Origin of the sequence: Streptomyces sp. NPDC014801 (assembly GCF_043082085.1) — a bacterium.
Lineage (GTDB): Bacteria > Actinomycetota > Actinomycetes > Streptomycetales > Streptomycetaceae > Streptomyces.
Window position 1 is genome coordinate 201,324 of record NZ_JBIBXG010000009.1, and the last position, 25,628, is coordinate 226,951.

Here is a 25,628-nt window from a genome sequence, read left to right on the forward strand (position 1 = left end):
GAAGGGCCGCCGTCCGCTACGAGCACCAGCCCGCCGAGGGGCAGCCGTCCGCTACGTGCACCAGCCCGCCGAAGGGCCGCCGCCCGCTACGAGCACCAGCCCGCCGCCAGGCGGGCCGCCGCCGCGCGGGCCAGGGGGGTGTTTCGGGCGCCCAGAGGCCCGGACGCTGTCAGCAGGGCGGCCAGGGTCACAGGGTCGCGGTGGCGGGCGGCCAGGGTCAGGGCCCCTGTGACCGCCTGCGCCCACACCTGCCGGTGCGGCTGCGGCGCGTGGGGGGCCGCCCTCGCGATCGACTCCGCCCACGCGCGAACCTCCTCGGCGGGTGCGCCCGTCGGGGGGTACGGGGGCGGGGTCGCCGGGGGCCACGCCTCCTCCGGCGGGTCCGGCTCCGGCGTCCCTCCCCGGCCCAGCCGTACCACCGCCGCCAGTCCCGTCGCCAGGGTCGTGTGGTAGCACGTGCCGAAGAGGTACGCCTCGGCCTTCTCCCCCGTCAGGCCCGACAGGACCGCCGGGCGGTGGACCGGGCCCGGGACCGCGCCGTCGGGGCGTCGGGCCGACGCCAGGGCCGCCCAGGACCGCCGCGCGAGGTCCGTCTCCCCGAGGCCCGTCAGGTCCGCGCACAGCAGGAGTTCCGCCAGCAGGTCCAGGTGGCCGCCGATCAGGTGGGACGCCAGCAGGACGCGGACGGTGTCCCGCAGCGGGCCGCCCGGCGGTACGTCGTCCGCGCCGAAGTCCGTCGCGTAGAACACCGCGTGCGTGAACGCGTACACCTCGTCGTCGTCCAGCGACAACGGGTCCGGTTCCAGCGCCGGGACGCTCCCGGCGTAGAGCGACGCCCGGTCCGGGATTCCCGCCGGCAGTGTCAGGGCCGCCCGGTCGGCGAAGTAGCGCAGCTCCAGACGGGACAGCAGCGGGCGGTGCGGCTGGAAGTGGCCGCCCGCGCCCGACGCGAGCAGGGCCTCGCAGGTCTTGAGGAGGTCCGGGCGGGGACGGCCCAGCAGGCCGAGCAGGGCGACCACGTTGAGGTGGTACGAGAAGAGGGCGTCGGCGCGGCGCAGACCCGTGGCGAACTCCGGTGTCCCGGTGATCCGTTCGGCCAGGTCCAGGGCGCCCTCGCGCAGGCCCTGCGGGACCGCCGCCGGGCCCTGCTCCCTCGTCAGCAGGCGCAGGAAGCCGAGGAGTTCCAGCAGCGGGCCCGGCGGGAACGGGCGGCGGGGCAGATGACGTTCCCAGACCTCCGGGTCGAACCAGCGCAGGTTCTCCTCCAGCCAGCCCAGCACCCCGGGCAGGACGCCGGCCGGCCGCCTCACCTGCCGCTCCTCAGCCGCAGCAGGCCCAGAGCCAGGGTGAGCACCCCGCCCAGGGCCGCCAGGTCCGCCCACCACGGCAGCAGGCCGGGGGTGCCCAGCAGGGACTGGCGGGCCAGGTCGACGGCGTACGTCATCGGGTTGGCGTGCATCGCGGCGGACAGCCAGCCGGGGGCGTCCTCGGGGCTGAAGACGGAGCCGGACAGGAACAGCATCGGGAACATCGCGAGCTGGACCGTCGCCTGCAGCGTCTGCACCCGCTTGATCAGCGTCGCCAGGCACAGCCCGAGCACGCTGAACACCGCCGCCGAGAGGGCGTAGCACCCCGCGGCCAGGACGAAGCGGCGCGGCGTCAGAGGGACACCGGCCAGCGGCGCGAACGCCAGCATCAGCACGCTCTGCACCGTCACCGTGCCGGCGCCCGCCACCACCTTGCCCAGGGGCAGGCAGATCCGCGGCACGGGTGCCACCAGCAGCTCGCGCAGTACGCCGTACTCGCGGTCCCAGGCGTACGTCTGCCCGGAGGCGACCCCGATGGACACCACCTGGATCGCGATGATCCCGGGGAAGACGTACGCGCTGAACGGCAACCCGGGCCGGACCGCGCCGATCATCCCGTCGAAGCCGACGGCGTAGACGAGGACGAAGAACACGATCTGCACGGCCTGGCTGAACAGCACGCCCGGCCGCTTCAGCTGGCGCAGCAGATCCCGGTGCGCGATGACGGCGACGGCCCGCGCGCCCTCGGCGAGCCGGGCGCCGGCGCTCTCCCCCACGCCGGGCATCGTGGCCGTGGTCACGGCGCGCCCACCTCCGCCTCTGCCCTTTCGTCTGCGTCCGTCTTCTCGTCCGCCGCCGCCAGGTACACGTCGTTCATCGACGGGTGGCGTACGGACACCGACAGGCCCGGCACGTCCAGGGCGCGGACCACCTCCGCGATCCGGGCCTCCGGGTCGGCGCAGTGCACCGCGACCCCGTCCGCCTCCGTCAGCGGGTCGAACCCGGCGGCCCGCAACTGCCGCGCGGCGAGCCGGTCGTCGGCGCTCGCCACCACGATCCGTGAGGAGTCCAGGCTCGACTTCAGCCGGGCGGCGCTGCCCTGCCGGACCACGCGGCCCCGGCGCAGGATCACGATCTCGTCGGCGTACTCGGCCTCGTCCATGTAGTGCGTGGAGTACAGCACCGTCACGCCCAGCTCGTCGCGCAGCCGTGTCAGGTCCCGCCACACGGCGCCGCGCGCGCTCGGGTCGAGGCCGTTCGTCGGCTCGTCGAGGAGGAGCAGGCCGGGGCGGTGCAGCAGGGCGCGGGCGATCTCCACGCGCCGGGCGAGCCCGCCGGACAGTTCCTCGACCGGCTGGCGGCGGCGGTCGGCGAGGCCGAACAGGTCCAGCATCAGGGCGATGCGCTCGCGGGCGTCGGCGCGGCGCATCCCGAACAGGCGGGCGTGGAACCACAGGTTGCGCTCGACGGACAGTTCCTTGTCGAGGGTGCGTTCCTGGAAGACCAGGCCCAGCGCGCGGCGTGCCGCCGTGGGGGCCCGCCGCACGTCGTGGCCGAAGATCCGCACGGTGCCGGCGTCCGGGCGGGACGCGGTGGACAGCACGCCCATCAGGCTGGACTTGCCCGCGCCGTTGGGGCCGAGCAGCGCCGTGATCCGGCCGGGCGGGGAGGAGATGTCGACGCCGTGGACGGCGGTGACGCGCCCGTAGCGGACGACCAGCCCGCGCACGTCGAAGGCCGGGACGGGGGACGGCTGCGGGCCGTCCGCGGCGCGAGCGGGGGCGCCCGCGCGGTCACCGTCCGCGGCGCGGGCGGGGGCGCCCGCGCGGTCACCGTCCTCGGCGCGGGCGGGGGCGCCCGCGCGGTCACCGTCCTCGGCGCGGGCGGGGGCTCCTGCGCGGTCACCGTCCTCGGGTACCGCGGGCTGCCCGTCACGACCGCCGGTCATCGGTGCGGCCGCGGGCGTCCGGGGCTTCATGCCAGCCCCAGGCAGCGGTCCCAGGGGCGGGGGCCGGAGGTGGCCGGCAGCAGGGCGAGGGCGACGCCGGCGGCGCCCTCCAGCATGCCCGCGACGTCCACTGCGCGATGCGGGACGGGTGAGCGGGCCGCGGCCGGGAAGCGCATCAGGTGCCGGAAGGCGAACGGGGCCTCCTCGTCCAGGCAGTCCAGGACCTTGGCGGTCAGGCGCTCGCGCCCGGCCCGCAGTTCGGGGTCCCCTGACGCCTCGGCGACCCGGGAGACGACGGCGAGCAGGCCGGCGTACCCGTGGCAGACGGTCGGGCCCTCGATCGCCCACTGCCGCTCGTCGCGGCGCAGCGCCGCCCGCAGCCCCTCGACGGCCGCCGTACGCCAGCGCGGCTGCCCGAAGACCTCGCCCGCGCGGTGGAGGGCGGCGGCGACGCCGGGGGTGCCGTAGCACCAGGCGGTGCGGGTGAACAGGGAGCGGGGCCGGTCGCCGGCCGTCTCGTCGGCCCAGCCGGCGCGGGCCGGCCAGTAGGGCCCGGCCTCGTCGTGCAGGGTCCAGCCGAGCAGCCACTCGGCGACGCGGTGGGCGGCCTCGGGCAGGCCGGGCTCGCGGTGGCCGCGTTCGGCGGCGGTGGCGAGGACGGTCAGCGGGCCGGCGATGCCGTGCGCCATGCCGAGGTTGAAGTCCCCGTGCGGGTAGGCGGCCCGGTCCCGTTCGCTGACCTGGAGGGCGGCCGGCACCCACCAGCCGGGCACGGTCCGCGGGCCGTCCTGGGCCGGCCACGGTCACCGGCTCGGTCAGGGCGACCAGGTGCCGCAGCGAGTCCCGCAGCGCGCCGGCGGCCGCGGGTGAGCGCTCGGCGGGGTCGTCGACGGCGTCCAGCAGCAGCCGGGTGGTCCCGGACAGGCCGTTGACCAGGTCGTACGCGGCCCAGTCGACGCCCTGTCCGCCGTCCTCGGCGCGGGCGGCGAAGACGGCGAGACGTTCGGACTGGTCCGCGGCGACCCAGTCGGCGAGGCGGCGGCGCAGCGAGGCGTAGTGGCCCTGCGGGCCGGCGCAGGTCTGGGCGGCGGCGAGCAGGGCGGCCGGGCCGGAGAACAGGCCGCGGCTGGGCGCGGTGGGCAGCGCGCGCCCGGCCGCGGCGAGGTGACGGTGGGCGACGGTGCGCCAGGAAGGGTCCTCGCGGGCCAGTTCGCCGTGCAGCAGGGCGGTGCCGGGCAGGCCGTTGGCCAGGGTCAGCGGCCCCCACATCACGGCGTCGTAGACGGGGTCGCGGTTGTCGTCGCGGGAGGCGACGGCGGCGACCGCGTCCGGGTCGGCGAGGCGCCGGGCGACGAGGGCGACGGCGTCGGACGAGGCGCGCACCGCGGGCGGGGGTGCGAGGGAGCTCATGACTGGTGCCTCCGGCGGTTGAGATGGTCCTGTACGGCGCCGCGGGCGATGCCGAGGACGGTCAGCTCGCGGGCGGTGGCGCCGCCGAACAGCCGGTTGCACACCATGTGCATCAGGCTGCCCACGACCCGGCCCTCGGGTGTCGCGCCGGCCGCGCGGACCGCCGCGGCGAGCCGCCGCACGGCCGCGTCGCGCTCCCGCAGGGCGGCCAGGGCGCGGGCGCCGAGCGGGTCGGCGGCCAGCGCGGGCCAGCCGCCGTAGGGGTCGACCAGACGGCGCCAGTGGGCGGGCCGGGCGCGGTAGGCGTCGGGCAGGTCGCGGCGCGAGCCGGTCATGGACAGCCAGGCGGCGGCCGCGTCGTCGCCGCAGTCCTCGGTGAGCAGCGGGTGGCCGGGCGCGGGCGGCCCGAACGCGTGCGCGAGCGCGGCGCAGGAGACGACGGCGAGGGCATCGAGGTCCAGGGGGCCGAGTTCGGACGGGCCGGGGGCGGGGGTACCTGTCCGCCGGGTGCCCGTCTCGTGCGCGAGGCGCAGGAGGTCCACGGCGGCCTCGCTGTCGTACTGGAAGACCTCCTCGGCCGTGGCGAGGGCCTGTTCGCCGCCGTAGCGCTCGACCTCGGGGTCGTACTGGGCCACCGTGTGGCCGCGCACCAGGCCCCGCCGCTGCCAGTCGCCGAGGAGGTCGCCGACGGCCGGGGCGACCGTGCACCACAGGACGCGGCGGTCGGCGTGCAGCCGCAGGCGCAGGTGGTGGCCGGCGTCGTCGGTGTAGCGGATGAAGAACCAGCGGTCGGCGCCGTGCTCACGGGCCCGGTCGACGAGGGTGCGCAGATGGGTGCGCAGCAGGTCGTCCTGGGTGCGGGCGGAGCCGTGCAGCTTGAGGTGGAGCCAGTCGCCGCCCAGGCCGTGCACGGTGCGGCGCGGGACGTGGTGGCCGGCGTAGGGGCGGTGGGCGGGGGCGGCCGCGCGGCGGGTGAGCGGGACGACGAGTTCCGCGGTGTGCCCGGCGAGCGGGCTGTCCAGCAGGCCCTCGTGTTCGCCGGGCACCTCCTGGGCGATCAGGTCCGGGTGCCGGAGCATCTGGTCGCGCAGCAGCTCGCGGTGCCAGGCGTGGCCGAGGTCGAGCAGGAGACGCTGGTCGGCGGTGACGGCGAGGATGTGCCGGGGCACGTCCCAGCGCTCCCGCCAGCGGGCGACGGCACGGTCCCAGGCGGCGCCGTGCGGCCCGCCCGTGCCCCGGGCGCCCTTCCCCGTGTCGTGGGCGCCCTCCGCCGTGTCGTGGGCGCCCTCCGCCGGTTCGCCCTCCGCGCCACCGGCCCCCCGCGCCGGTCCGCGCAGTTCGTCCAGGCGCCAGACCGCCGGGGCGAGGACGAAGCGGCCGTAGCGGATGCGGGGGACGCTCGGGGCGTCGGCGAGGGGCCCCCAGTTCCACGGCTCCCACAGCCGCTGGCCCTCCAGCCCGATCTCCCACAGCAGCCGGGCCGCGTTGGGGGCCTGGGCCGGGGCGCTGACCATGTTGCCGAGGACGGGCACGATCTCCCGCCCGGTCGGCACGTGCACGGCGGTCAGCCGGTCCAGGGTGGCGCCGACCGCGATGTCCGCGAGGCGCAGTTCCTCCACGCCGGGCGCGTCGGGGACGCCGACGGAGATGCGGCGTCCGGTCGCGGGCAGCGTGTGGGCGAGGTTGGCGGCGCGGCCGGAGCGCGGCCGGAAGGCCAGGTCGGCGGCGAGCGCCCCCTCGACGTGCACGGGGGTGTCCCGGTGCAGGGCGGCGAAGGGCTCGCGCCACGCCGGGTCCTGGTCGGCGAACCGGGCGAAGGTGGAGCCGGCCCGGTGGGAACCGGGCGACGGCGACAGGAAGACGAGGAAGTCGCCGTCGGTGAGGGCGTCCGCCGACGCGGCGACCACCTGCACCGTGACCTCGCAGGAGTTCTGCGCGTCGGCCGGCTCGCCGTCGTCGTGGCGCAACTCGGCCAGGTCGGCGTCGGTGAGCACCACCTCCCGCCGCCGCCGGCGCAGCGCCGCCGCGGCCAGCCGGGCCATGGCCCGCTCGCGCCGGGCGGTGCGCGGGTCGTCCGGCGGTACGGGGGCGGCCTCGCTGTTGGGCCAGCCGTACCCGGCGGGCGCGCCGAGCCCGGTGGACGGATCGAGCAGCTCCAGCACCGGTACGAGCCGGTCGGCGCCGTAGACGTCGAGGAAGCGCCGGTGGTAGTCGCGCAGCGCGAACAGGCCGCGCTTGGGCCGTGACAGCCGCACCATGACGTCGGTGGCCCGCTCGATCTCGGCGCGCACGGCGTGCGGCAGGTGCAGGGTGGCGTCCAGCCGGGTGTCGATGTGCAGCGGGGTGTCGTCGGCGGCGACCGAGCGCGCGGTGGCGGCCAGGTCGCGCAGCCGGTCCCGGCCGGCGCCGAGCGGCAGGGCGTCGTAGGCGGCGCGTTCCTCGTCGAGGCGGCGCAGGGTGGCGAGCGTGCGCCGGGTCTCCTCGGTGCCGGTGCCGCCGGGGAGGGCCGCGAGGACGGTGAGCACGTGGCGCAGCGGGTCGCCGCCGTCGAGCGGCGGGCGCAGCCCCGTGATCAGGATCTCCTGGCGGACCAGCTCCCGCAGCAGGTGCCGCAGGCGGTCGGCGGGCGCCTGCGGGAAGGCCGCGGCGAGCCGTTCCACGAGCAGGGGGTACGGCACCGGCGTGCGCGCCTCGTGCACGGCGCGCGCGACGAGCGGGGTGTGGCGTACGGAGACGGTCGCGCGCCCCTCGCCGTCCGGGTCGGGACCGGCGTCCGGCGCGGAGGGGGCGGTGAGCAGCAGCCGGTCGCCGCGGACGGTGAGCGCCTGGTGGGCCTGCACGGTCAGGACGTCCAGCACGGCCGGGTCGCCTTCCAGACGGTGCGTCACCTTGGCCAGCCAGCGCTGGTCGACATGGGTGCGGGTGCGGTGCCCGGGGCCGCGGACCGCCTTGGCGGTGACGTCGAACTCGCCGGCGGTGACGCCCGCGAACAGACCGAACGGGGTGGGCCGGGTCCGCATCCGGATGTCGTAGCGCAGTACGGCGAGCGCGGCCCGGCGCAGCCGGCTCGCCTTCAGGCCGTCCCGGCCGCGCCGGGCCACCCGGTGGACCAGGGCGCTCAGCGCCGGGGACGCCACCGCGAGGGCTTCGTCGAGCACCGGGTCGCCGGCGGCGGCCGCGAGCAGCACGACGCAGGCGGCGGGGTCGTCGGGCGGGGTGCCGTCCGCCGGGAGGGGCAGGCCGTCGGCGCCCTGCGCGACGGGCGCGCGGAGCAGGAAGACGTCTCCGGCGCGGAACAAGGTCTCGGTCTCCCCCATGGACTTCCCCCTCGTGCGGTGTACGGCGGGCAGTGGCACCGGGGCGGGAGGCGGACGGGCCGCCGGGCCCCGGGCGGTGAGGCCCGGGGCCCGCCGGGCGAACCGGCAGGCCCCGGACACGGTGAAGGGTCAGCAGCAGTGGCTGCAGCCCGAACCGCCGCCGTCGCTGGTGCAGCCCGGCGTGCAGTAGGAGACGGAGGTGATGGCCGGACCGGCGACCGACTTCTCCACGCCGATCTCCAGGTCGAGGTCGAACAGGTCCGCCTCGTCGTACTGAGCTCCGTGGGTGCCCATGAAAGGCTCCTTCGTCAGAACCGGATGAATGTTCGTCGGATCGATCCGCGATCACGGAACCATGCCGTTTCGGACGTACTCAACAGCTCCCGCCCGGCCTGGCAGGAATGGCAGTCCGCTGGCAGACGCTGGAATCCGCGGTTCCGCGGGCCCTTCCGGAGCTCCCGCGACGGCCCGTGACCGCGGCCGAATCCCGACGGGCCCACGTGAACCGTCACCGCCCCGGGCGCTACCTACGAGATGTGTGTTCGGACGAAGCCCTGCTGACCGCGGCCGCCCGTGGTGACCAGACCGCCCTGCGGACCCTCTACGAGCGGCATGCGGCCGCCATGCTGCGCCTCATCCGCAGACTCACCTCCGACCCGGGGGTGGCGGAGGAGATCCTGCAGGAGTCGTGGCTCGCCGTGTGGCGGTCCGCCGCCGGGTTCCGGGGCGAGTCCTCGGTGCGCGGCTGGCTGCTGGGCGTGGCCCGGCGCCAGGCCCACAACCAGCTGCGGCGCGCCCGCCCCCGGTTCACCGACCTCGCCGAGGCCCAGCACGTGCCGCACCCGGAGCCCGGGGTGGAGGAGCAGGTCCTCGTGGAGACCGAACGCACCGAACTGCGCGAGGCCGTGCGCGCCCTGCCCGAACACCTGCGGGAGGTGCTGGGCCTGGTCCTCGTGGAGGAACTCGCCTATCCGGAGGTGGCCGCCGTCCTCGGCATCCCGGTGGGCACAGTGAAGAGCCGGATGTCCCATGCGCGCAGGCGACTGGGCAGCATGCTCGCCGCCTCGCGGCTGGAAGGAACGGGACGACGATGAGGGACCATCTCGCGGACGAGGAGCTGATCGGGCTCGTCCGCCGCGCACCCGGCGAGGAGGAACGACGGCACCTCGACGGCTGCGCCGGCTGCCGGGCGCGGCTCGCGGACTGGCGTGCGCTGGCGCCCGCGGTACGGGAGGCCGAGGGCGAACGGGACGTGAGCGTGCCGTCGTTCGACGCGCTGCTCGCGCCGGTGCTGACGGCGGGGGCGGGGCTCCCGGATCCGGCGCCGGGCGTGGGGGCGGCGGACGCGGGTGTGCCGGTCGCGGGTGCGCCGGTGCCGGTGCCGGCCGTGTCGCGGGGGCGGGCGCGGGCGCCGTGGCGGCTGGCGTGGCAGCTCGCCCGTACGGAGGCGGCGTTGCTGCCGCGGCTGTGGGCGCCGTTCAGCGCCGTGGGGCTGGTGGTGGCCGCGGTGGTCGCGCCGCTCCTCGACGAAGGGCGGCTCGGGGCGCGTCTGTTCGGCGCGGTGTGCGTCGCGCTGATCGTGCTCGCCGGGCTCGTCGTCGCCTCGCCGCGGCGGGATCCGCGCGGGGAGCTGATGTTCACGCTGCAGGTGCCGCCGGGGACGGTGTTCCTCGCGCGGATGGCGGTGGTGATCGGGGCGGACCTCGTCCTCGCCGTGGCATGCTCCGCGCTGATCGGGGGGCCTGGGTGGTGGCCCGTGGTCGCCGGGTGGCTGGGCGAGGCGCTGCTGGCGTCGTCGCTGGCGCTGGCGCTGGCGGTGCGGGTGGCGCCCGCGGTGGGGTTGGCGGCGGGGGGATCGCTGTGGCTGCTGGGCGTGGTGACGGGGCCCCAGGGGCTGGTGTCCACGCCGTTGCGGGCGGTGCTGGGTCCTCTGCTGGTCACGTCGCCGTGGACGGTGGGGGGGTCGGTGCTGCTGATGGTGTGGGCGGCGGGGGCGATGCGGAGGTACCCGGGGGCGCGGTGACCTGCGGTGCGGGGCGCCCGGGGGGTGCGCGGCCCGGCGGTGCGGGGTGCCCGGGGGTGCGGTGAACGCCGTGGGGTGCGCTGCCCGGCGGTGCGGGGTGCCTCCCCCAAGCACTCCGTGCAGGGGGTACCCCCAGCGCCCACCCGTGCCGCCCCAGCGGCACGACTGCCCGCAGCTACGCGGGGAAGGGGCGCGGGAAACTGCGCGACCGGCCACCCACCCGCCCGCAGACGAAGAACCGTCGGAAGAGACGTGAACCGGCGGACGCCACCCCGCTACGTACTGGCCGTGTCCGTCGCCCCGCGCCAGTCATCCCCCGCCTGGCGCGGCGGCGGCGGACCGCTCACGGATCTCACCGGAACGGGAGGAGCAGGTCATGGTCTGGGTGTACGAGGCCCGGCGTTGCGGTCTCGCCGCCCTCGCCCTGCCCTGCGCCGCCGCCCTGGTGGCCTGGGCGGCGATGGTCACCGGCGGCGCCGACGGCACCCTCGTGGGCCGTGCGCTGCTCACCACCGCCCTCCCCGCGGCCACCGCCCTGGGCTGTGCCTCCGTCGTCGCCCGCGAGCCGATGACGGAACTGCACCTCACCCTCCCCACCCGCTATCCCCGCACCGTCGCCCGCCGCCTGTGCGGCCCCACCGGGCTCGCCGCCCTGGCCGCCGCGGCGCTCGTCGGTGTCCTCACCGCCGCCGGCCGTGACATCCACCCCGGCGCGGTGCTCACCGAACTCGTGGGCCTGACCGCCCTGCTGACCGGCTGCGCCGTCTGGGGCACCGCCCGCAGCGGCTCGGCCGGCACCGGTACCGCCCTGGTCGTCGCCGTCTGCCTGGCCAAGCTGCTGCTGGTCGACCGTGTCGCGCCGGAGGGGCCGCCGCAGGGCGTGCCGGCGCTGCTCGCCGGCGCCGCCCTGACCGCGCTCGCGCTGCGCACACTCGCCGACGCCGAGCGCTCCGGCGCCCTGACCCACCACGAGAAGGAGAACTGAGTGCGCGCACCGGCCACGGCCAGCACCCGACCCCCCACCGCACTCCCGGCCACCCCCACCCGGGCCACCGCGCCGCACCCCACCACCTCCCGGTGCACGGGATCCCAGGCCGCCGCGCCGCACCCCACGACACCCCCGCAACCCGAACCCACCCCCACCCCCGGCGCCACCGCCCGGACAACCCCCGCCCGCACCCCCACCTCCGAACCCACCCCCACCCCCCGGACCACCCCATGACCGCCCTGCTGTGGAGCATCCGTTACGAGGCGCTGATGGCGGCGCGGCGGCGGGCCGTGTGGGCCGCCGTGCTGCCGCTCGCCGCGCTGAGTCTGCTGCTGGCGCTGACCTCGCCCGTGGTCACCGCAGCCGCCGGCCCGGCCACCCGCGTGGGCGCGGCCGCCGTGCTCGTCAACACGTTCTGCACCCTCGGCCTGGCGCTGGCCACCACGGACCTGCTCCGCCGCGGCCTGCACACGCGCGGGATGCCGGAGCTGCTGACCGCCACCCCCACCGGCCGGGTGCCGCGCGGCGCGGCCGCCCTCCTGGGCCCCCTGCTGACCGCGCTCGCGCCGATCGCCGCCCTGCTGCTGGCGTACGGCGCGGCGCTCGCGGCCGTGCACGCCGACGCCGCTCCCCTGACCGCGGCGGTGGTCGCGCTGGCGACGGCCGTGGTGCCCGCCGCGCTCGCGGCGACCGCGCTGGCCGGGCTGCTGGGGCTGCTGATGCCGGTCGCCGCGGCGCGGGCCGTGCTGGTGGTGGTGTGGCTGTGGGCCACGCAGTTCCCGCCGCGTTTCTCCCCGCTGCCCACGCCCACCGGCACCGTCCTGTCCCCGCTCGGCGGTTACCCGCTCGTCGCCTGGGCGGACGCGCCCACGATCTGGGCGGCCCGGGGCGCCGGCGGCCCGCTGCGCCCGGACGTCACCGGCACGTCCGCCGCCCTCAACCTCGCCCTGGTGCTGCTGACCGCCGTGGCGTGCCTCGCCCTCGGTCACCTCGCCGCACGCCTACGACGACACGGAGACCGACCCCGATGAACATCACCACCGAGGCCCTGACCAAGGTCCACCCGGGCGGCCGGCGCGCCCTCGACGACGTCGATCTGCACATCGAGGGCGGCACGGTCGGGCTGCTCGGGGCGAACGGAGCGGGCAAGACCACGCTGCTGCGCATCCTGACCGGCGTGCTGAGGCCCACCTCGGGCCGGGTCGTCGTCGCCGGGCACGACCTGGCCACCACGGCGGGCCTGAACGCGATGAAACGCACCCTCGGCTATCTGCCGCAGGAGCTGTCGCCGTACCCCGACCTGACGGCGCGGGAGTTCCTGGACTACATCGCCGTCCTCAAGGGCATCCACGACAAGCGCGAGCGGCGCCGCGAGGTCGGCGAGCGACTCGCCGAGGTCGGTCTGGAGGACCGCGCCGGGGAACGCCTGGGCGGCTTCTCCGGCGGCATGCGGCGCCGGGTCGGCATCGCCCAGGCCCTGCTCGGCGATCCGACGGTGCTCGTCGTGGACGAGCCGACGGCCGGGCTCGACCCGCACGAGCGGATGCGGTTCCGCGCGCTGCTCGCCGGGCTCGGCGGCCGGCGCACGGTGCTGCTGTCCACGCACATCCTCGACGACGTCGCCCAGACCTGCCCCGAGGTCGCGGTGCTCACCACGGGCCGGCTCGTCTTCCACGACACCACGTCCGCGCTGGTCAGCCAGGCCGCCGGCTGCACCTATCTGCTGCCGGCCGGGACCACGGCCCCGCCGCCGGACGCCGACGTGGTCAGCGCGCTCACGACCGCCGACGGGCCCCGGTACCGGGTGGTGGCCTCCGCGCCGCCACCGGGTGCCCGGCCGGTGCAGCCCACGCTGGAGGACGGCTACGCCGCCCTGCTCCGGGCCACCGGGCACCCCGTCACCCCGTCCGCCTCGAACGAGAGTGAGGTATCCCGTACATGACCCCCTCCCCCCACACCGAACCGACCAAGGAACCCGCCTGTCGCCGGGGCTCCGGCCCCCGCCCGCGACGCACCGCCCTGCTCACCACGCTCACCGCCGCGGCGGCCCTGCTGCTCGCCGCGTGCGGCGGCAGCGGCACCAGCAACCCGGCGAGCAGCCACCCGGAGCCGTTGCCGAGCCCCACCTCCACGGCCCAGCGCATGAGCGCCAAGAACCTGGGATACACCTGGCCGCTGACCGTCGACCACGGTACGGCCGAGTGCCGCAAGGGAACCCAGGCCGTCTTCACCGCCCCCGACGGCACCGTCTACGCCCTCAACGACCGTGCGCGCGACGCGGGTTACCGCGACATCGGACCGCTGCGCGCCAAGGGCGACGGCGGGGACCCGATCAGCCTGGGCTCGCTGCTCGGCAAGACCCTGAAACTGTGCAAGGCCGCCGGCTGACCACCGGGGCCCGCGACCGCGCCGCCCCCACCGGGGCGGCGCGGTTCCTGCCCGTACGGAACCGACCGTTCGAACCACGGGGGAACACCGTCTTGACGCAGCTCCTCGTCACCACGTCGCTCCATGTCCTCGCCCACACCGGCCTCCAGGGGCCGTTCTCCACGCCGGGCACCCCGCTCAGCTCCCTGCGCGCCGGGCTCGACCGCGTCGACTTCGTCGACGACGCCCAGCTCGCCGCGCCCGGCGATCCCCGGCTGCCCATCCTCCTGCCGGTCTCCAGCGAACTGCAGGCGGACCGGCTGCGCGCCCTGCGCACCCGGCACGCCATGGCGCTGCTGATCGCCGTCACCGACGACGTCTCCGGCCATCTCACCTACCAGGCCATACGGTCGGGCGCCAACGTCGTCTTCAACCTCGCCATCCCCGAGGAGCGGCAGATCGACCTGCTGCTCGCCCGCTGCCGGGCGCACGGCTCACCCGACGCGGACTCGACCGGCGCCGGCCGTCCCGCGTTCCGGCTGTGCGTCCTGCCGGACGGCTCCCCGGTCCGCCCGCCGGCACCCGCGGACGGCGCCCCGCTCCGGTCCCCGGCACCCGCGGACGGCGCCCGCTCCGCCCTGGCCCCGCGCCCGGACGGCTACGACGCCGCGCTGCTGCGCATGCTGTGCACCTCGGCGACGGTGTCGGAGATCGCGCGCCGCAACTACTGCTCGGAGCGGTCGATGTACCGCCGTATCCGCAAGCTGTACGACGCGTTCGGGGTGTCCGGCCGCAGCGAACTGCACGCCCGCGCGGCCGAGCTGGGGCTGATCGACGCCCCCGGCGGCCCGGTCCGCCGGGCGGGCTGAGCCCCGCCGTCCCCGTACGGCCCGGCCGCCCGCGCACCAGGGGCGGCCGGGCCGCGTCTCAGCGGATCCCCGCACCGGTGGTCTCCACCAGCCGGAAGAACCCGGCCTCCACGTCGCCGTCGACGGCGAGCCCGTCCAGCGGGCCCTCGTAGCGGGTACGGCCGTCCACCAGCACCTGGACCCGGTCGCAGACCTGGGCCACCTCGGCGAGCTGGTGGCTGGCGATGAGCACGGCGACGCCCTGCCCGGCCAGCGAGCGGATGATGCCGCGCATCTCCCGGATGCCCACCGGGTCCAGGCCGTTGGTGGGTTCGTCCAGCACGATCAGCCGCGGCCGGGCCAGCAGCGCCACCGCGATGCCGAGCCGCCAGCGCATGCCGAGCGAGTACGCGCCGACCTTACGCTGCCGGGCGCCGGTCATCCCCACCCGCTCCAGCGCGGGTTCGATCCACTCCAGCGGTACGCCGCGCAGCCTGGCGTGGATGCGCAGGGTCTCGTCGGCGGTCAGCTGGGGCCACAGGCCGGGCACCTCGATGAGCGCGCCGACCTCGGCGAGGCTGTCCCGGCCGACGGGCCGGCCGTGGATCTCGATGGATCCCGAGGTGGGCCGTTGCAGCCCGAGCAGGGCCTTCATCAGGGTGGTCTTGCCGGCGCCGTTCGGGCCGAGCAGCCCGTACACCTCGCCGGACTGGACCGTCAGGTCGACGCCATCCAGGGCGCGGTGGGTGCCGTAGTGCTTGTGCAGGTCGCGGATGCGCAGGGCGGGCACCATCTCAGATCTCCTTGCGGATCATGTGGAGCCGGCCCACGGCGAGCAGCGCGGCGGCCAGCACGGCGGCGAGGACGACGGCGACGGGGATCGCGCCGGGATCGGTGACGGGGCTGTCCTTCGGCAGCGGCACCCCGTTCGGGCCGATGCCGGCCAGCGGCAGCACCACCCGCATCGGCCAGGCGAACGGCACCGCGTACCAGAACACCTTGTCCGAGACGAGCGCCCCGCACAGCAGGCCGGCCACGCCCACGCCGATGCTGGGTCCCATCCCCCAGATCACGGCGACGAGCGTGGCCAGCGCGGTCATGGACAGCCCGACCAGCCAGGGCAGGTAGACGGCGGCGGCCACCGTGCCCAGCGCGCCGGGGAAGCGGCCGCTGAGCGCGGCGCCGAGCGAGAGCATCACCAGCAGCACGGTCGCCGAGACGAAGCCGAGCACGCCGAGGGCGGCGACCTTGCCGACGAAGTAGCGGCCGCGCGGCACGCCGTAGGAGAGCAGCAGCCGCCAGGCGTCCTGGTCGGCGCGCACCGACAGCGCGGCGGCGAGCCCCGCCGTCATCGGCACCAGCACACCCCAGAACTCCAGGGTGACGTTCCGGAACACCTCGAAGGTCTGGCCGGCCTTGGCCTCCGAGGAGCCGAGGGCCCCGAGGAAGAGCGGGACCGTGATGGCCACCGGGGCCAGCAGGTGGTACCAGGCGAGGAAGCCCCGCTTGAGGCGGGCCAGCTCCGTCGCCGTGACGGTGATCAGCGAGGGGTCGTCGCGCTCACCCGCCCCGGGCGGGGCGGCGGCTGTCGTGTCGTATCGCATGCCCGGTACGTAGCCGGGTGCGGCCCCGGCGGTTCACGACAGCCGCCGGACGGCTACTCCTCGCCGCTCACCAGCGGCTCCACCCGTTCGTACGCCGCCCAGTCGCGGAAGTGACGGGTGTACAGGTCGGCGTCGCGGCCGAGGTCGGTGTCCTCGGCCTCCTTGACGTCGACGATCGCCCGCAGGCGCCAGCTGACCGTCTGCCCCTGGTCGTTGAGGTAGTCGGTCTCGGCGTCACGGGCGCGCCGCTCCACCCGCTCCCGGGCGGACTTCTCGTCCCGTGCGTGCACGAGGACGACGTTCTCCTGGAACAAGGGCTCCCCGGCGCCGGTGGCCTCCATGACCACCAGCGCGACGAAGGGCAGCACGTCGGATCGTTCGGTCACGTGCCCACGCTACTTGTCGAAGCGGCGGTCGTTCAGCAGCTTCCACGCCTTGACGTCGTCGCGGTCGCCGCGCTGCTTGCCGTCGTAGATCTCCTGCAGGCTGCGCGAGAGGCGGTCGCTCGGGAACTCGCGGCGGATGGAGCCCTTCTTGCAGCGGGAGATGAACTTCGCGGCGATCTCGTCCAGGTTGTCCCCGGCCCGGCAGTCCCGGCCGGCGGCGGCGGTGTCGTCGGCCTGCGGGGCGACCATGGCGGTGGGCGCGGCGACGGGGGCGGCGGTGGCCGCGGGAACCGCCAGCGCGCCGAGGGAGAGGGCGAGGGCGGCGGGCACCAGAACACGGCGGAGTGTCTGCATGTGAGGTCCTCCTGTCGAACGGTTCGGACGGGACCGACGTTTCCATCGACAGGAGGCACGTGGGGTGGATGGCAGGGGGGTTGGCAGCCGGGTGTCAGGCCGGCTGCCCGCAGCCACGGAGGCGAGGCCCCTGCAACCCGTGGGGGATCAGTCCAGCACCGCCCCCAGGATCCGCGCCGCCCGCTCCACGTCGGCGAAGCCCACGTACAGCGGGGTGAAGCCGAAGCGGAGGACGTCCGGGGCCCGGTAGTCCCCCACCACCCCCCGTTCGATCAGCTGCTTCATCACGTCACCGGCGTCCTCGCAGCGCAGCGCCACCTGGCTGCCGCGCTCCTCGTGGGGCACCGGTGTCAGGGACTCGACCCGCCCGTCCGGGACGTACCGCGCGACGCACTGGAGGAAGAAGTCCGTCAGCGCCAGCGACTTCGCCCGTACGGCCTCGACCGTCACCCCGTCCCACACGTCCAGCGCCGCCTCCAGGGCCAGCATGGACAGGATGTCCGGCGTGCCCACGCGCCCGCGCAGCGCACCCGGCGCGGGCGCGTACTCCGGGCGCATCCCGAAGGGCTCCGCGTGGGAGTTCCACCCGGGCAGCGGCGAGTCGAACCGGTCCTGCAGCTCGCGGCGCACGTACAGGTACGCCGGGGCGCCGGGCCCGCCGTTGAGGTACTTGTACGTGCAGCCGACCGCCAGGTCCACCCCGTGCTCGTCCAGACCCACGGGCAGCGCGCCCGCGCTGTGGCACAGGTCCCACACGGCCACGGCGCCCGCCGCGCGGATCGCGGCCGTCAGCGACGGCAGGTCGTGCAGCCGGCCCGTGCGGTAGTCGACGTGGTTGAGCAGCACCGCCGCGGTCCGCGCGGACAGCGCGGCCGGCACCTCGTCCGGCTGCACGGGCCGCAGCGCGCACCCCGTCAGCCGGGCCGCCGACGCGGCGATGTAGCCGTCCGTGGGGAAGGTGGAGGCGTCGACGAGGATCTCGTCGCGGCCCTCCCCGGCCAGCCGTACCGCGCCGACCAGCGCCTTGAACACGTTGACGCTGGTGGAGTCGCCCACCACGATCTGCCCCGGCGCCGCCCCGACGAGCGGGGCGATCCGGTCGCCGATCCGCTCGGGCGCGGTCCACCAGCCGCTCTCCTCCCAGGAGCGGATGCGCAGTTCGCCCCACTGCCGGCGCACGACGTCCTCGACCCGCCCGGGGACGTGCGCGGGCAGCGCGCCCAGCGAGTTGCCGTCCAGGTAGGTGACGTCGTCGAGGACGAACCGGGCGCGGACGTGGGCCAGTTCGTCGGCCGCGTCCAGCTTTTCGGCCCTCTCCGCCAGTTCAGACATGGGACCTCGCCGTCCACAGCTCCGGGAACACGTTCTTCTGCGCGCGCTTCTCCAGCCACGCCACGCCGGCCGAGCCGCCGGTGCCCTGCTTGGCGCCCATGGCCCGGCGGGTGGCGGTCAGGTGGTCGTTGCGCCAGCGCCACACCAGCTCCGCGACGTCGGTCAACGCCTCGCCGAGACGGGCGAGTTCGCCGTTCTGGTCGCCGGCGTAGATCTCCGCCCAGACCGCCTCGACGGCGTCGGACGGCTCGTAGCGCCGGGACATGTCCCGGCCGAGCACCGACGCGGGGACGGCGTACCCGCGGCGCGCGAGCAGCCGCAGCACCTCGTCGTAGAGCGACGGCTCGTGCAGGGCCTTCTCCAGCTCCGCGTGGACGCGGGGCGCGCCGCGGTGCGGCACCAGCATGGACGCGGACTTCTCGCCGAGCAGGAACTCCAGGCGCCGGTACATCGCCGACTGGAAGCCGGAGCCCTCGCCGAGGGCGGACCGGTAGGAGTTGAACTGCTGCGGGGTGAGCTGGCCGAGCGGCTTCCAGGAGGCGTTCAGCGCCTCCAGTTCGCGCACGGAACGTTTCAGCGCATCGATCGCGACCCGCACCCGGTCCTCGCGCAGGGCGCGGGCGGCCGTCTCCCACTCATGGACGATGACCGTGAACCACAGCTCCATCACCTGGGTCGTGACCAGGAAGACCATCTCTCCGGGGTCGTCGGAGAGGGTGTGCTGGAGGTGGGTGAGCACATCCGCCTTGACGTAGTCCTCGTACGGCGTGGTGCCCTCGAAGTCGAGATGCGGGGTCTGAAGCTCGTCGCTCTCGTGAGCCTCGTGGGACATCGCTGTCTCCTGTTGTGCACTCCGGGTAGCGGTCCGCCCCTGCCGTTACCGGCACGGGGGCCCCGGTCCCCACCCGCATCCTCCGCAATCACTCCCGATACGGCAAGGCCCGCCCGGTCGGGGCGGGCCACCCGGGGGTGTCGCGGGGTGCCGCGGGGTGCCGCGCGGGTCAGCCCAGGGTCTGGGCCGCCGTCGGCGAGGAGTCCTTCAGGAACTGCGAGCAGCGCTCGTACTCCTCGTCCTCCCCGATCGCCTGCGCGGCCCGCGCGAGACCGTGCAGCGCGCGCAGGAAGCCGCGGTTCGGCTCGTGCTCCCAGGGCACCGGGCCGTGGCCCTTCCACCCGTTGCGCCGCAGCGCGTCCAGGCCGCGGTGGTAGCCGGTCCGGGCGTACGCGTACGACTCCACGGCCGCGCCCCGCTCGAACGCGTCGTCGGCCAGCTGGGCCCAGGCGAGCGAGGACGCCGGGAAGCGGGCGGCGACCTCGGCGGGCGGGGTGCCCTTCGCGAGCAGCTCGCGCGGCTCCGGGTCATCGGGCAGGTGGGTCGGGGGCGGCCCCCCGAGCAGATTCTCATGAATGGCCATACCCCCAGTCTCCTGCATCCCCACCCACCCCTCCCGCCCGGTGCCGCCGCCCGCCACCCCTCCGTCAGAGCGCGACGCTCGCCACCCCGCCTGATGCCCAGCGCTCGCCATCCCTGGCCGAAGCCCGGCGCTCGCCACCCCCGCCTGGTGCCCAGCGCTCGCCGCCCCCGTCGGAGCCCGGCGCTGGTCAAGCCTCCCGGCCTGGGCCCGGCGTCCGTCGGTGCTCGCCGTCGCGGCCCGGCGCTCACCGCCCGGCCGGGGCCCGGCGTTGGTCAAGCCTCCCGCCCGGGGTCCGGCGCTCGTCGGTGCTCGCCGTAGGGGCCTGGCGCCCGTGGGCGCTGGCCGCCCCGCCGGAGCGTGGCGCTGGTCAAGCCTCCCGGCCGGGACCCGGCGCCTGCCGGTGCTCACCGTCGGGGCCCTGCCCCCGTCAGCGCTGACCGCCCCCGCCGGAGCCCGACGCTGGTCAGCCCCCGGCCAGAACCCGGCGCTCGTCAAGCCTCCCGGCCGGGACCCGGCGCTCGCCGGTGCTCCCCATCGGGGCCCTGCGCCCGTGGGCGCTGGCCGCCCCGCGGGAGCCCGGCGCTGGTCAGCCCCCGGCCAGGGTCCGGCGCTCGTCAAGCCCCCCGGCCAGGGTCCGGTGCTCGTCGGGGCTTGCCGTCGGGGTTCGGGGGCGGGGGCGGTGTGCCGGGTCTGGACTCCAGGGGAGGTGCCGTGACCCAGCCGTGGCTGCGGCATTCGGGGCGGCGGCAGTCGGGGGGCGGGCGGCGGACCGTCGTCCAGGCGAGGACCGAGCCGACGGCGAGGACGCCCGCGCAGATCAGCATGGCCCGCCCGAACGCGGCGTCGAAGGCGGCGGGCGAGCGGTACGCCTCCGGCCCCATCCCGGCGAGCAGCGGCAGCGCCGCGACGGCGACCAGGCCGGCCGCACGCGCCGCCGCGTTGTTCACGCCGCTGGCCAGGCCCGCCCGCGCGCTGTCCACGGAGGCGAGGACCGTGGCGGTGAGCGGGGCGACCAGGGTGACCATGCCCGCGCCCATGACCAGCACGGCGGGCAGGACGTCCGTGAGGTAGTCCGCGCCCTCGCCGACGCGCAGCATCAGCAGCATGCCCGCCGCGCACAGCAGCGGCCCCACGGTCAGCGGGAGGCGCGGGCCGATCCGGTCGGCGAGCGCCCCGGAGCGGGCCGAGAACAGCAGCATCAGGACCGTCGTCGGCAGCAGCGCCGTACCGGCCCGCAGCGCCGAGTACCCGGCGACGACCTGGAGCTGGAGCGCGACGAGGAAGAAGAAGCCGCCGAAGGCCGCGTACACGCACAGGGTGACCAGGTTGACCGCGGTGAACTGGCGGGAGGCGAAGATGGCCGGCGGCATCATCGGATCGGGGCTGTGCTTCTCGACGTACACGAACGCCACCGCGGCGAGCAGCCCCGCGACCGCGCTCACGGCGACGGCGAGCGAGCCGCCGCGGGCCTCGATCAGCGCGTACGTCAGCAGGGCGAGCGCGACGGCCCCGAGGGCGGCGCCGAGGACGTCGAAGCGGCCGTGGGCCCGCGCGTCGGAGGACTCGGGGACGTGCCGCAGCGCCACCGGCACGCACAGCAGGGCCAGCGGCACGTTGAGCAGGAACACCCAGCGCCAGCCGGGCCCGTCCACCAGCCAGCCGCCGAGGAACGGCCCGACGGCCGCGCCGATGCCGCCGAACCCTGACCACAGGCCGACGGCCCGCCCCCGGTCGTCGGGGTGGAAGGAGGCCTGGATGAGGGCGAGCGAGCCGGGCGTGAGCAGCGCGCCGCCGACGCCCTGCAGGGCGCGCGCGGCGATCAGGACGCCGGGGCCGGGCGCGAGGCCGCACAGCAGCGAGGCCGCCGCGAACCACACGACGCCGAGGACGAAGATGCGGCGCCGGCCGTACCGGTCGCCGAGCGCCCCGCCGAGCAGGATGAGCCCGGCGAGCGTGACCAGGTAGGCGTTGGCCGTCCACTGCAGGGCGGCCAGGTCGGTGTCGAAGTCGCGGCCGATGCGGGGCAGGGCCACGTTGACGACGGTGGAGTCCAGCAGGGTCATGCTGGAGCCGAGGACCGTCGTGAACAGGATCCAGCGGCCGGTGGCGCCGGAGATCCGCACGGAGGCCGGGGCGGGGTACTGGTCCGTGCCCCCGTCCCGGCCCGCGCTCACTTACTTGATCCGGGTCCCGGTGGACCGCAGGTTCTTGCAGGCCTCGACGACGCGCTCGGCCATGGACGCCTCGGCGAGCTTGCCCCAGGTGCGCGGGTCGTAGGTCTTCTTGTTGCCGACCTCGCCGTCGACCTTCAGGACGCCGTCGTAGTTGCGGAACATGTGGTCGGCGACCGGACGCGTGAAGGCGTACTGGGTGTCCGTGTCGAGGTTCATCTTGATCACGCCGTTCTCCAGCGCGGTCAGGATCTCCTCCTCGGTGGAGCCGGAGCCGCCGTGGAAGACGAAGTCGAACGGGGAGGTCTTGCCGAACTTGGCGGCGACGCCCTCGTTCAGCTCCTTCAGCAGCTCGGGACGGAGCACGACGTTGCCCGGCTTGTACACGCCGTGGACGTTGCCGAAGGAGGCGGCGAGCAGGTAGCGGCCCTTCTCGCCCAGGCCCAGGGCCTCCGCGGTGCGGATCGCGTCGTCGACCGTGGTGTAGAGGGAGTCGTTGATCTCGTGCGAGACGCCGTCCTCCTCGCCACCGGTCGGGGTGATCTCGACCTCGAGGATGATCTTGGCGGCGCGGGCCTGCTCCAGCAGCTCCTGGGCGATGGCCAGGTTGTCGGCCAGGGTCTCCGCGGAGCCGTCCCACATGTGGGACTGGAACAGCGGGTTCAGACCGGCGTCGACGCGCTTCTTCGACAGCGCCAGCAGCGGACGCACGTACCCGTCGAGCTTGTCCTTCGGGCAGTGGTCGGTGTGCAGGGCGATGTTGACGTCGTACTTCTCGGCGACGATGTGGGCGAACTCGGCCAGGGCCACGGCGCCGGTGACCATGTCCTTCTTGTGCTGGCCGCCCAGGAACTCGGCGCCACCCGTGGAGATCTGGACGATGCCGTCGCTCTCCGCCTCCGCGAAGCCGCGCAGGGCGGCGTGCAGGGTCTGCGAAGAGGTGACGTTGATGGCCGGGTAGGCGAACTTGCCTGCCTTCGCCCGGTCGAGCATCTCGTTGTAGACCTCGGGGGTTGCGATGGGCATCTGTCCGCTCCTTGTATGTGCGGGTGGGCGTGTGGTGCGTTACGGCCCTGACCTAGACCTTGGGGGCGACGTCATCGTCGGGCCCATCCTTCCAGACTTGGCCGGAAGGTCCAGGCGTGGTCCAGAGGGCGGTCAGCCGGGCGGCCGGACCGGACGGTCAGTCCAGGCCCAGCTCGTCCTTGGAGTAGGCGTACAGGTACGGCACCCCGGCGCCGTCCTGGATCTTCTCCGCGGCGCCGGTCGCCCGGTCCACGATGGTGGCGACGGCGACGACCTCGGCGCCGGCCTCGCGCACGGCCTCCACGGCGGTCAGCGGCGAGCCGCCCGTGGTGGAGGTGTCCTCGACGACGAGCACGCGGCGGCCCGCGATGTCCGGGCCCTCGACGCGGCGCTGCAGGCCGTGCGCCTTGGCGGCCTTGCGGACGACGAACGCGTCCAGCTTCCGCCCGCGCGCGGCGGCGGCGTGCAGCATCGCGGCGGCGACCGGGTCGGCGCCCATGGTCAGGCCGCCGACCGCGTCGAACTCCAGCTCGGCGGTCAGGTCCAGCAGCACCTGGCCGACCAGGGGGGCGGCCTCGCCGTCCAGGGTGACGCGGCGCAGGTCGACGTAGTAGTCGGCCTCCAGACCCGAGGAGAGGGTCACCTTGCCGTGCACCACGGCCTTGTCCTTGATCTGCTGCAGCAGCGCCGCGCGAACGTCCGTCATGCCGACCAGCTTAGATGCGCTCACAGGCGCCGCCAGCTCCAGGTCGTCGCGGCCTCCAGCGGCTCCAGCGGGGTGACCAGGCGCGGCGCGGTGTTCAGCCCGTCCGGCGGGCCGGTCTGCGGCTCCACGCACACCGCCTCGGCCTGCTCGTCGTAGACGACCACCCACTCCTCCCGGCTGGTCACCCTCAGCTCCAGCTGCCCGGGCCAGGTGAGGGTGACGTCGACACCGCCGGGCATGCCGAAGCAGTCGTCCCAGGGGCCGGCCTTCGGCTCGATGCGGTGGCCGGTGGGCAGGTGGTCGTCGCCGCGCTCCTCCTGCCAGGCGGGCGCGAAGTCGAGCGTGACGTCCTGCGCGCCCTCGCCGCCGAGGTTGCGGTGGAACCAGGGGTGCCAGCCGATCTGCGCCGGGAAGGAGTCGTCGTACGTCTCGATCGCCATGCTCAGCGTCAGGGAGTCCGGGGTGAGGGAGACGACCTGCGTGACGCGGCCCGGGTAGGGCCAGGGCTCGGCCAGGTCGTACGTCAGGACGGCCTCGTCGGCGGTGGCGCGGGCGACGGTCCAGGCGGCGTCGCGGGCGGTGCCGTGGATGGCGTGCGGCGGGGAGTTCAGCGGCATCTGGTGCACGGTGGCGCCGTCCCGGAACCGCCCGTCCCGGATCCGCCCGCACCAGGGCACCATCGGGAAGCACCCATACCGCTCCCCCTGCCGCAGCAGCTCCGTCCCGTCGACCCGCAACGACCCGATCCGCCCCCCGCCACCGGCCCGCACGACGACCTGCGCGCCCCCGGCGCTCAACGTGATGTCTTCGTTACTCACGGGACGACAGTACTGTCCCCGACCCCCACGGGCGCGAGAGCGCCGGCGACGGGGACTGACGTCGGGCGCCCGGCGGCCCTACGGCCCAGGCCACCGCGTCGGTGGACGCCCGGACCCCGGACCGCCCGGCCGCGGCCCTTCCAGCGCCCGCGGACCTCCCGGCGTACCGCGTGCCGCGTGCAGCCGCGTGCCGGGTGCTGACCGACCGCGGCCCGCGGATCGCAGCCCGGGGATCGCGGCCCGGGGATCGCGGCCCGGGGATCGCGGCCCGGAGACCACCAGCGCGAGAGCGGCGGCACTCGGTGCGCGGGGCTTGTCGGCGGGCGGGCGGGCGGCGGCCCTGCGGACCAGGCCACCCGGGGCGCAGGGCCCCCGACCGCGCCGGATCGCGGGCCCTCCCCTCATCCGCGTGCCGGGGGCAGCCGCGCCGCCCACGACCGACCGCGGGCCGGGGCGAAGCCCCCGGGCAGGGCGGCGGGCCAGGGGCGAAGCCCCCGCGCGGGAGCCGTACCGGCGGCGCAAGGGCCGGCCGGTGCCGGGGCTCGGCCGGTGCCGGGGCTCGGCCGGGCGGGCCGGTCTCGGCGATGGCGGCCCTGCGAAGACCGGGCGGCGGGTTCGGTCAGTGGCGGCGGCGGAGGACTCGGCCCACCACGATGGCCGAGGCGAGGACCGCGACCGCGGCGGGGGCGACCCAGCGCAGGGTGGTCGCTGCCGACGAGGACTGGGGTGCCGGGACGGGGGCGTAGCGGCCGCGCGGCGGGGCGTGGTCGACCTCCTCCGCGCTGCGGCCGATCATCGTGCGGCGGGCGTGCGCGGCCTCGGCGGGCGGCCGGTCGGCGTCCGGGAAGTCGTCCGCGTCGTCCATGGCGTCCGTGGCGCCCACCTCGGCCAGAGCGCCCGCGTCGTCCGTGGCGTGCAGAGCGTCCGCCGTCGGCTCCGCAGTGCCGTCCTCGTCGGACAGCGGGTCCAGGGACGGCGGTGGTACGTCGACGTCGAAGACGGACGGCGCCGGGTCGTCGTCCGCGTCGGGCGCGGTGTCGAAGTCGCTGGTCGCGGCCGTCTCGAAGGAACCGGCGGCCAGCTGCTCGGGCGACTCGGGCACGTCCGGCGTCTCACCCTGCTCCTCGGTGGCCCTTTCCGACTGCTCCGGCCCCTGCGTCGCCTCCTCGCCGAGTTGTTCCGCGGTGCGGTTCAGGAGGCGGGTCAGGGCGGAGGTGACCTCGTCCGGAGGGAGTTCCGTGATGCGGCCGTCGGCCGTGGCGGTGGCCGACACGGTGAGGGTGGTGCCGCCCTCGGTGGGCGTCGCGCGTGCGGTGAGCGTGAGTTTCACCGTGCCGCTGCCGCGGGCCTCCGTGGCCTCGCCCTCGAGGGCGCAGCCGTCGTCCCGGCCGGTGAGGCGCAGGGTGCCGCGGTAGGTGACGGAGTGGCTGCCGACGCGCAGCTTCAGCCGCCCGGTGAGGTCCGTGCCGTCCTGGGCGCCGGCGTCCCGCTGGAGCCCGGGGACCGCCCGGGCGAGCCGCGCGGGGTCGGCGAGCGCCGCCCGAAGCCGTTCGGCGGGGACCGGAACGAACACCTCATGCTCCATGTCGACGGAGCCTACCCAGCGGC

At 75.8% G+C, this 25,628-nt stretch carries 25 protein-coding genes and 1 pseudogene; 7 read left to right on the top strand and 19 right to left on the bottom strand.

What is annotated here, in order from left to right; genetic code table 11:
• Positions 1–86 precede the first annotated feature (86 nt).
• The 7 genes and pseudogenes from ACF1AL_RS22800 to ACF1AL_RS22830 all read right to left on the bottom strand — a co-directional run bounded on the left by ACF1AL_RS22800 (position 87) and on the right by ACF1AL_RS22830 (position 8,276).
• Positions 87–1,310: a DUF6895 family protein gene (locus ACF1AL_RS22800; protein WP_391827135.1), complete on the bottom strand. Its 1,224-nt coding sequence runs from the start codon at positions 1,308–1,310 to the stop codon at positions 87–89.
• Positions 1,307–2,107 (bottom strand): ABC transporter permease, encoded by an 801-nt coding sequence (locus ACF1AL_RS22805; RefSeq protein WP_391827137.1) that lies wholly within the window; start codon positions 2,105–2,107, stop codon positions 1,307–1,309. The genes ACF1AL_RS22800 and ACF1AL_RS22805 overlap by 4 nt, the downstream gene beginning before the upstream one ends.
• The gene (locus ACF1AL_RS22810; RefSeq protein WP_391827273.1) at positions 2,104–3,285 is read right to left on the bottom strand and encodes an ABC transporter ATP-binding protein; all 1,182 of its coding nucleotides are present in this window, start codon (positions 3,283–3,285) and stop codon (positions 2,104–2,106) included. The genes ACF1AL_RS22805 and ACF1AL_RS22810 overlap by 4 nt, the downstream gene beginning before the upstream one ends.
• On the bottom strand, positions 3,282–4,028 hold the full coding sequence (locus tag ACF1AL_RS22815; RefSeq protein WP_391827275.1) for a lanthionine synthetase C family protein: 747 nt from the start codon (positions 4,026–4,028) through the stop codon (positions 3,282–3,284). The genes ACF1AL_RS22810 and ACF1AL_RS22815 overlap by 4 nt, the downstream gene beginning before the upstream one ends.
• A 172-nt stretch (positions 4,029–4,200) precedes the next feature.
• Positions 4,201–4,665, bottom strand: a pseudogene (locus tag ACF1AL_RS22820) (lanthionine synthetase LanC family protein); the annotation flags it as partial.
• Positions 4,662–7,982, bottom strand: a complete 3,321-nt coding sequence (locus tag ACF1AL_RS22825; RefSeq protein ID WP_391827139.1) for a lantibiotic dehydratase — start codon at positions 7,980–7,982, stop codon at positions 4,662–4,664. The gene ACF1AL_RS22825 and the pseudogene ACF1AL_RS22820, both read right to left, overlap by 4 nt.
• A gap of 129 nt (positions 7,983–8,111) precedes the next feature.
• Complete coding sequence (locus ACF1AL_RS22830; protein ID WP_366836999.1) at positions 8,112–8,276, bottom strand: gallidermin/nisin family lantibiotic; 165 nt, start codon at positions 8,274–8,276, stop codon at positions 8,112–8,114.
• Positions 8,277–8,518: 242 nt separating this feature from the next.
• Between ACF1AL_RS22830 and ACF1AL_RS22835 the strand changes: the two genes are divergently transcribed.
• The 7 genes from ACF1AL_RS22835 (at position 8,519) to ACF1AL_RS22865 (ending at position 14,229) form a co-directional block, all read left to right on the top strand.
• Positions 8,519–9,076, top strand: coding sequence for a sigma-70 family RNA polymerase sigma factor (locus tag ACF1AL_RS22835; protein ID WP_366837000.1), 558 nt, complete (start codon positions 8,519–8,521; stop codon positions 9,074–9,076).
• Entirely contained in the window at positions 9,073–10,005 is a 933-nt protein-coding gene (locus tag ACF1AL_RS22840; RefSeq protein WP_391778060.1) for a hypothetical protein, read from the top strand. Before ACF1AL_RS22835 ends, ACF1AL_RS22840 begins: the two co-directional genes overlap by 4 nt.
• A 376-nt stretch (positions 10,006–10,381) precedes the next feature.
• Complete coding sequence (locus ACF1AL_RS22845) at positions 10,382–10,990, top strand: hypothetical protein (RefSeq protein WP_391827141.1); 609 nt, start codon at positions 10,382–10,384, stop codon at positions 10,988–10,990.
• A 233-nt stretch (positions 10,991–11,223) separates the two neighbouring features.
• Positions 11,224–12,024: a hypothetical protein gene (locus tag ACF1AL_RS22850; RefSeq protein ID WP_391658887.1), complete on the top strand. Its 801-nt coding sequence runs from the start codon at positions 11,224–11,226 to the stop codon at positions 12,022–12,024.
• Positions 12,021–12,935, top strand: coding sequence for an ATP-binding cassette domain-containing protein (locus ACF1AL_RS22855; protein ID WP_366835420.1), 915 nt, complete (start codon positions 12,021–12,023; stop codon positions 12,933–12,935). Before ACF1AL_RS22850 ends, ACF1AL_RS22855 begins: the two co-directional genes overlap by 4 nt.
• Positions 12,932–13,381 carry a DUF2511 domain-containing protein gene (locus ACF1AL_RS22860; RefSeq protein WP_384201744.1) on the top strand — a complete coding sequence of 150 codons (450 nt, stop codon included), beginning with the start codon at positions 12,932–12,934 and terminating at the stop codon, positions 13,379–13,381. The genes ACF1AL_RS22855 and ACF1AL_RS22860 overlap by 4 nt, the downstream gene beginning before the upstream one ends.
• A gap of 92 nt (positions 13,382–13,473) precedes the next feature.
• Entirely contained in the window at positions 13,474–14,229 is a 756-nt protein-coding gene (locus tag ACF1AL_RS22865) for a DNA-binding response regulator (RefSeq protein ID WP_386415104.1), read from the top strand.
• Between the two features lie 58 nt (positions 14,230–14,287).
• Here the strand turns inward: ACF1AL_RS22865 and ACF1AL_RS22870 are convergent, their stop codons facing one another.
• The 12 genes from ACF1AL_RS22870 to ACF1AL_RS22925 all read right to left on the bottom strand — a co-directional run bounded on the left by ACF1AL_RS22870 (position 14,288) and on the right by ACF1AL_RS22925 (position 25,605).
• Positions 14,288–15,001, bottom strand: coding sequence for an ABC transporter ATP-binding protein (locus ACF1AL_RS22870; protein WP_384201738.1), 714 nt, complete (start codon positions 14,999–15,001; stop codon positions 14,288–14,290).
• A gap of 1 nt (position 15,002) precedes the next feature.
• Positions 15,003–15,812 (bottom strand): ABC transporter permease, encoded by an 810-nt coding sequence (locus ACF1AL_RS22875; RefSeq protein WP_366835416.1) that lies wholly within the window; start codon positions 15,810–15,812, stop codon positions 15,003–15,005.
• Positions 15,813–15,865: 53 nt separating this feature from the next.
• Complete coding sequence (locus tag ACF1AL_RS22880) at positions 15,866–16,198, bottom strand: DUF4288 domain-containing protein (protein WP_366835415.1); 333 nt, start codon at positions 16,196–16,198, stop codon at positions 15,866–15,868.
• Positions 16,199–16,207: 9 nt separating this feature from the next.
• Positions 16,208–16,552: a hypothetical protein gene (locus ACF1AL_RS22885; RefSeq protein WP_391827143.1), complete on the bottom strand. Its 345-nt coding sequence runs from the start codon at positions 16,550–16,552 to the stop codon at positions 16,208–16,210.
• Positions 16,553–16,699: 147 nt separating this feature from the next.
• The gene (kynU, locus tag ACF1AL_RS22890) at positions 16,700–17,884 is read right to left on the bottom strand and encodes a kynureninase (protein ID WP_391827145.1); all 1,185 of its coding nucleotides are present in this window, start codon (positions 17,882–17,884) and stop codon (positions 16,700–16,702) included.
• Positions 17,877–18,716: a tryptophan 2,3-dioxygenase family protein gene (locus tag ACF1AL_RS22895; protein ID WP_391778064.1), complete on the bottom strand. Its 840-nt coding sequence runs from the start codon at positions 18,714–18,716 to the stop codon at positions 17,877–17,879. Before ACF1AL_RS22895 ends, kynU begins: the two co-directional genes overlap by 8 nt.
• A gap of 169 nt (positions 18,717–18,885) precedes the next feature.
• Positions 18,886–19,299: a DUF3151 domain-containing protein gene (locus ACF1AL_RS22900; RefSeq protein WP_366835411.1), complete on the bottom strand. Its 414-nt coding sequence runs from the start codon at positions 19,297–19,299 to the stop codon at positions 18,886–18,888.
• Positions 19,300–19,913: 614 nt separating this feature from the next.
• Positions 19,914–21,422 carry an MFS transporter gene (locus tag ACF1AL_RS22905; RefSeq protein WP_391827277.1) on the bottom strand — a complete coding sequence of 503 codons (1,509 nt, stop codon included), beginning with the start codon at positions 21,420–21,422 and terminating at the stop codon, positions 19,914–19,916.
• A gap of 51 nt (positions 21,423–21,473) precedes the next feature.
• The gene (gene fbaA, locus ACF1AL_RS22910) at positions 21,474–22,496 is read right to left on the bottom strand and encodes a class II fructose-bisphosphate aldolase (RefSeq protein WP_366835409.1); all 1,023 of its coding nucleotides are present in this window, start codon (positions 22,494–22,496) and stop codon (positions 21,474–21,476) included.
• A 157-nt stretch (positions 22,497–22,653) separates the two neighbouring features.
• Positions 22,654–23,202: an orotate phosphoribosyltransferase gene (pyrE, locus tag ACF1AL_RS22915; protein WP_391820734.1), complete on the bottom strand. Its 549-nt coding sequence runs from the start codon at positions 23,200–23,202 to the stop codon at positions 22,654–22,656.
• 20 nt (positions 23,203–23,222) lie between these two features.
• Entirely contained in the window at positions 23,223–24,020 is a 798-nt protein-coding gene (locus ACF1AL_RS22920) for an aldose 1-epimerase (protein WP_391827147.1), read from the bottom strand.
• A gap of 619 nt (positions 24,021–24,639) precedes the next feature.
• Positions 24,640–25,605, bottom strand: coding sequence for an SRPBCC family protein (locus tag ACF1AL_RS22925; protein ID WP_391827149.1), 966 nt, complete (start codon positions 25,603–25,605; stop codon positions 24,640–24,642).
• Between the last annotated feature and the right edge of the window lie 23 nt (positions 25,606–25,628).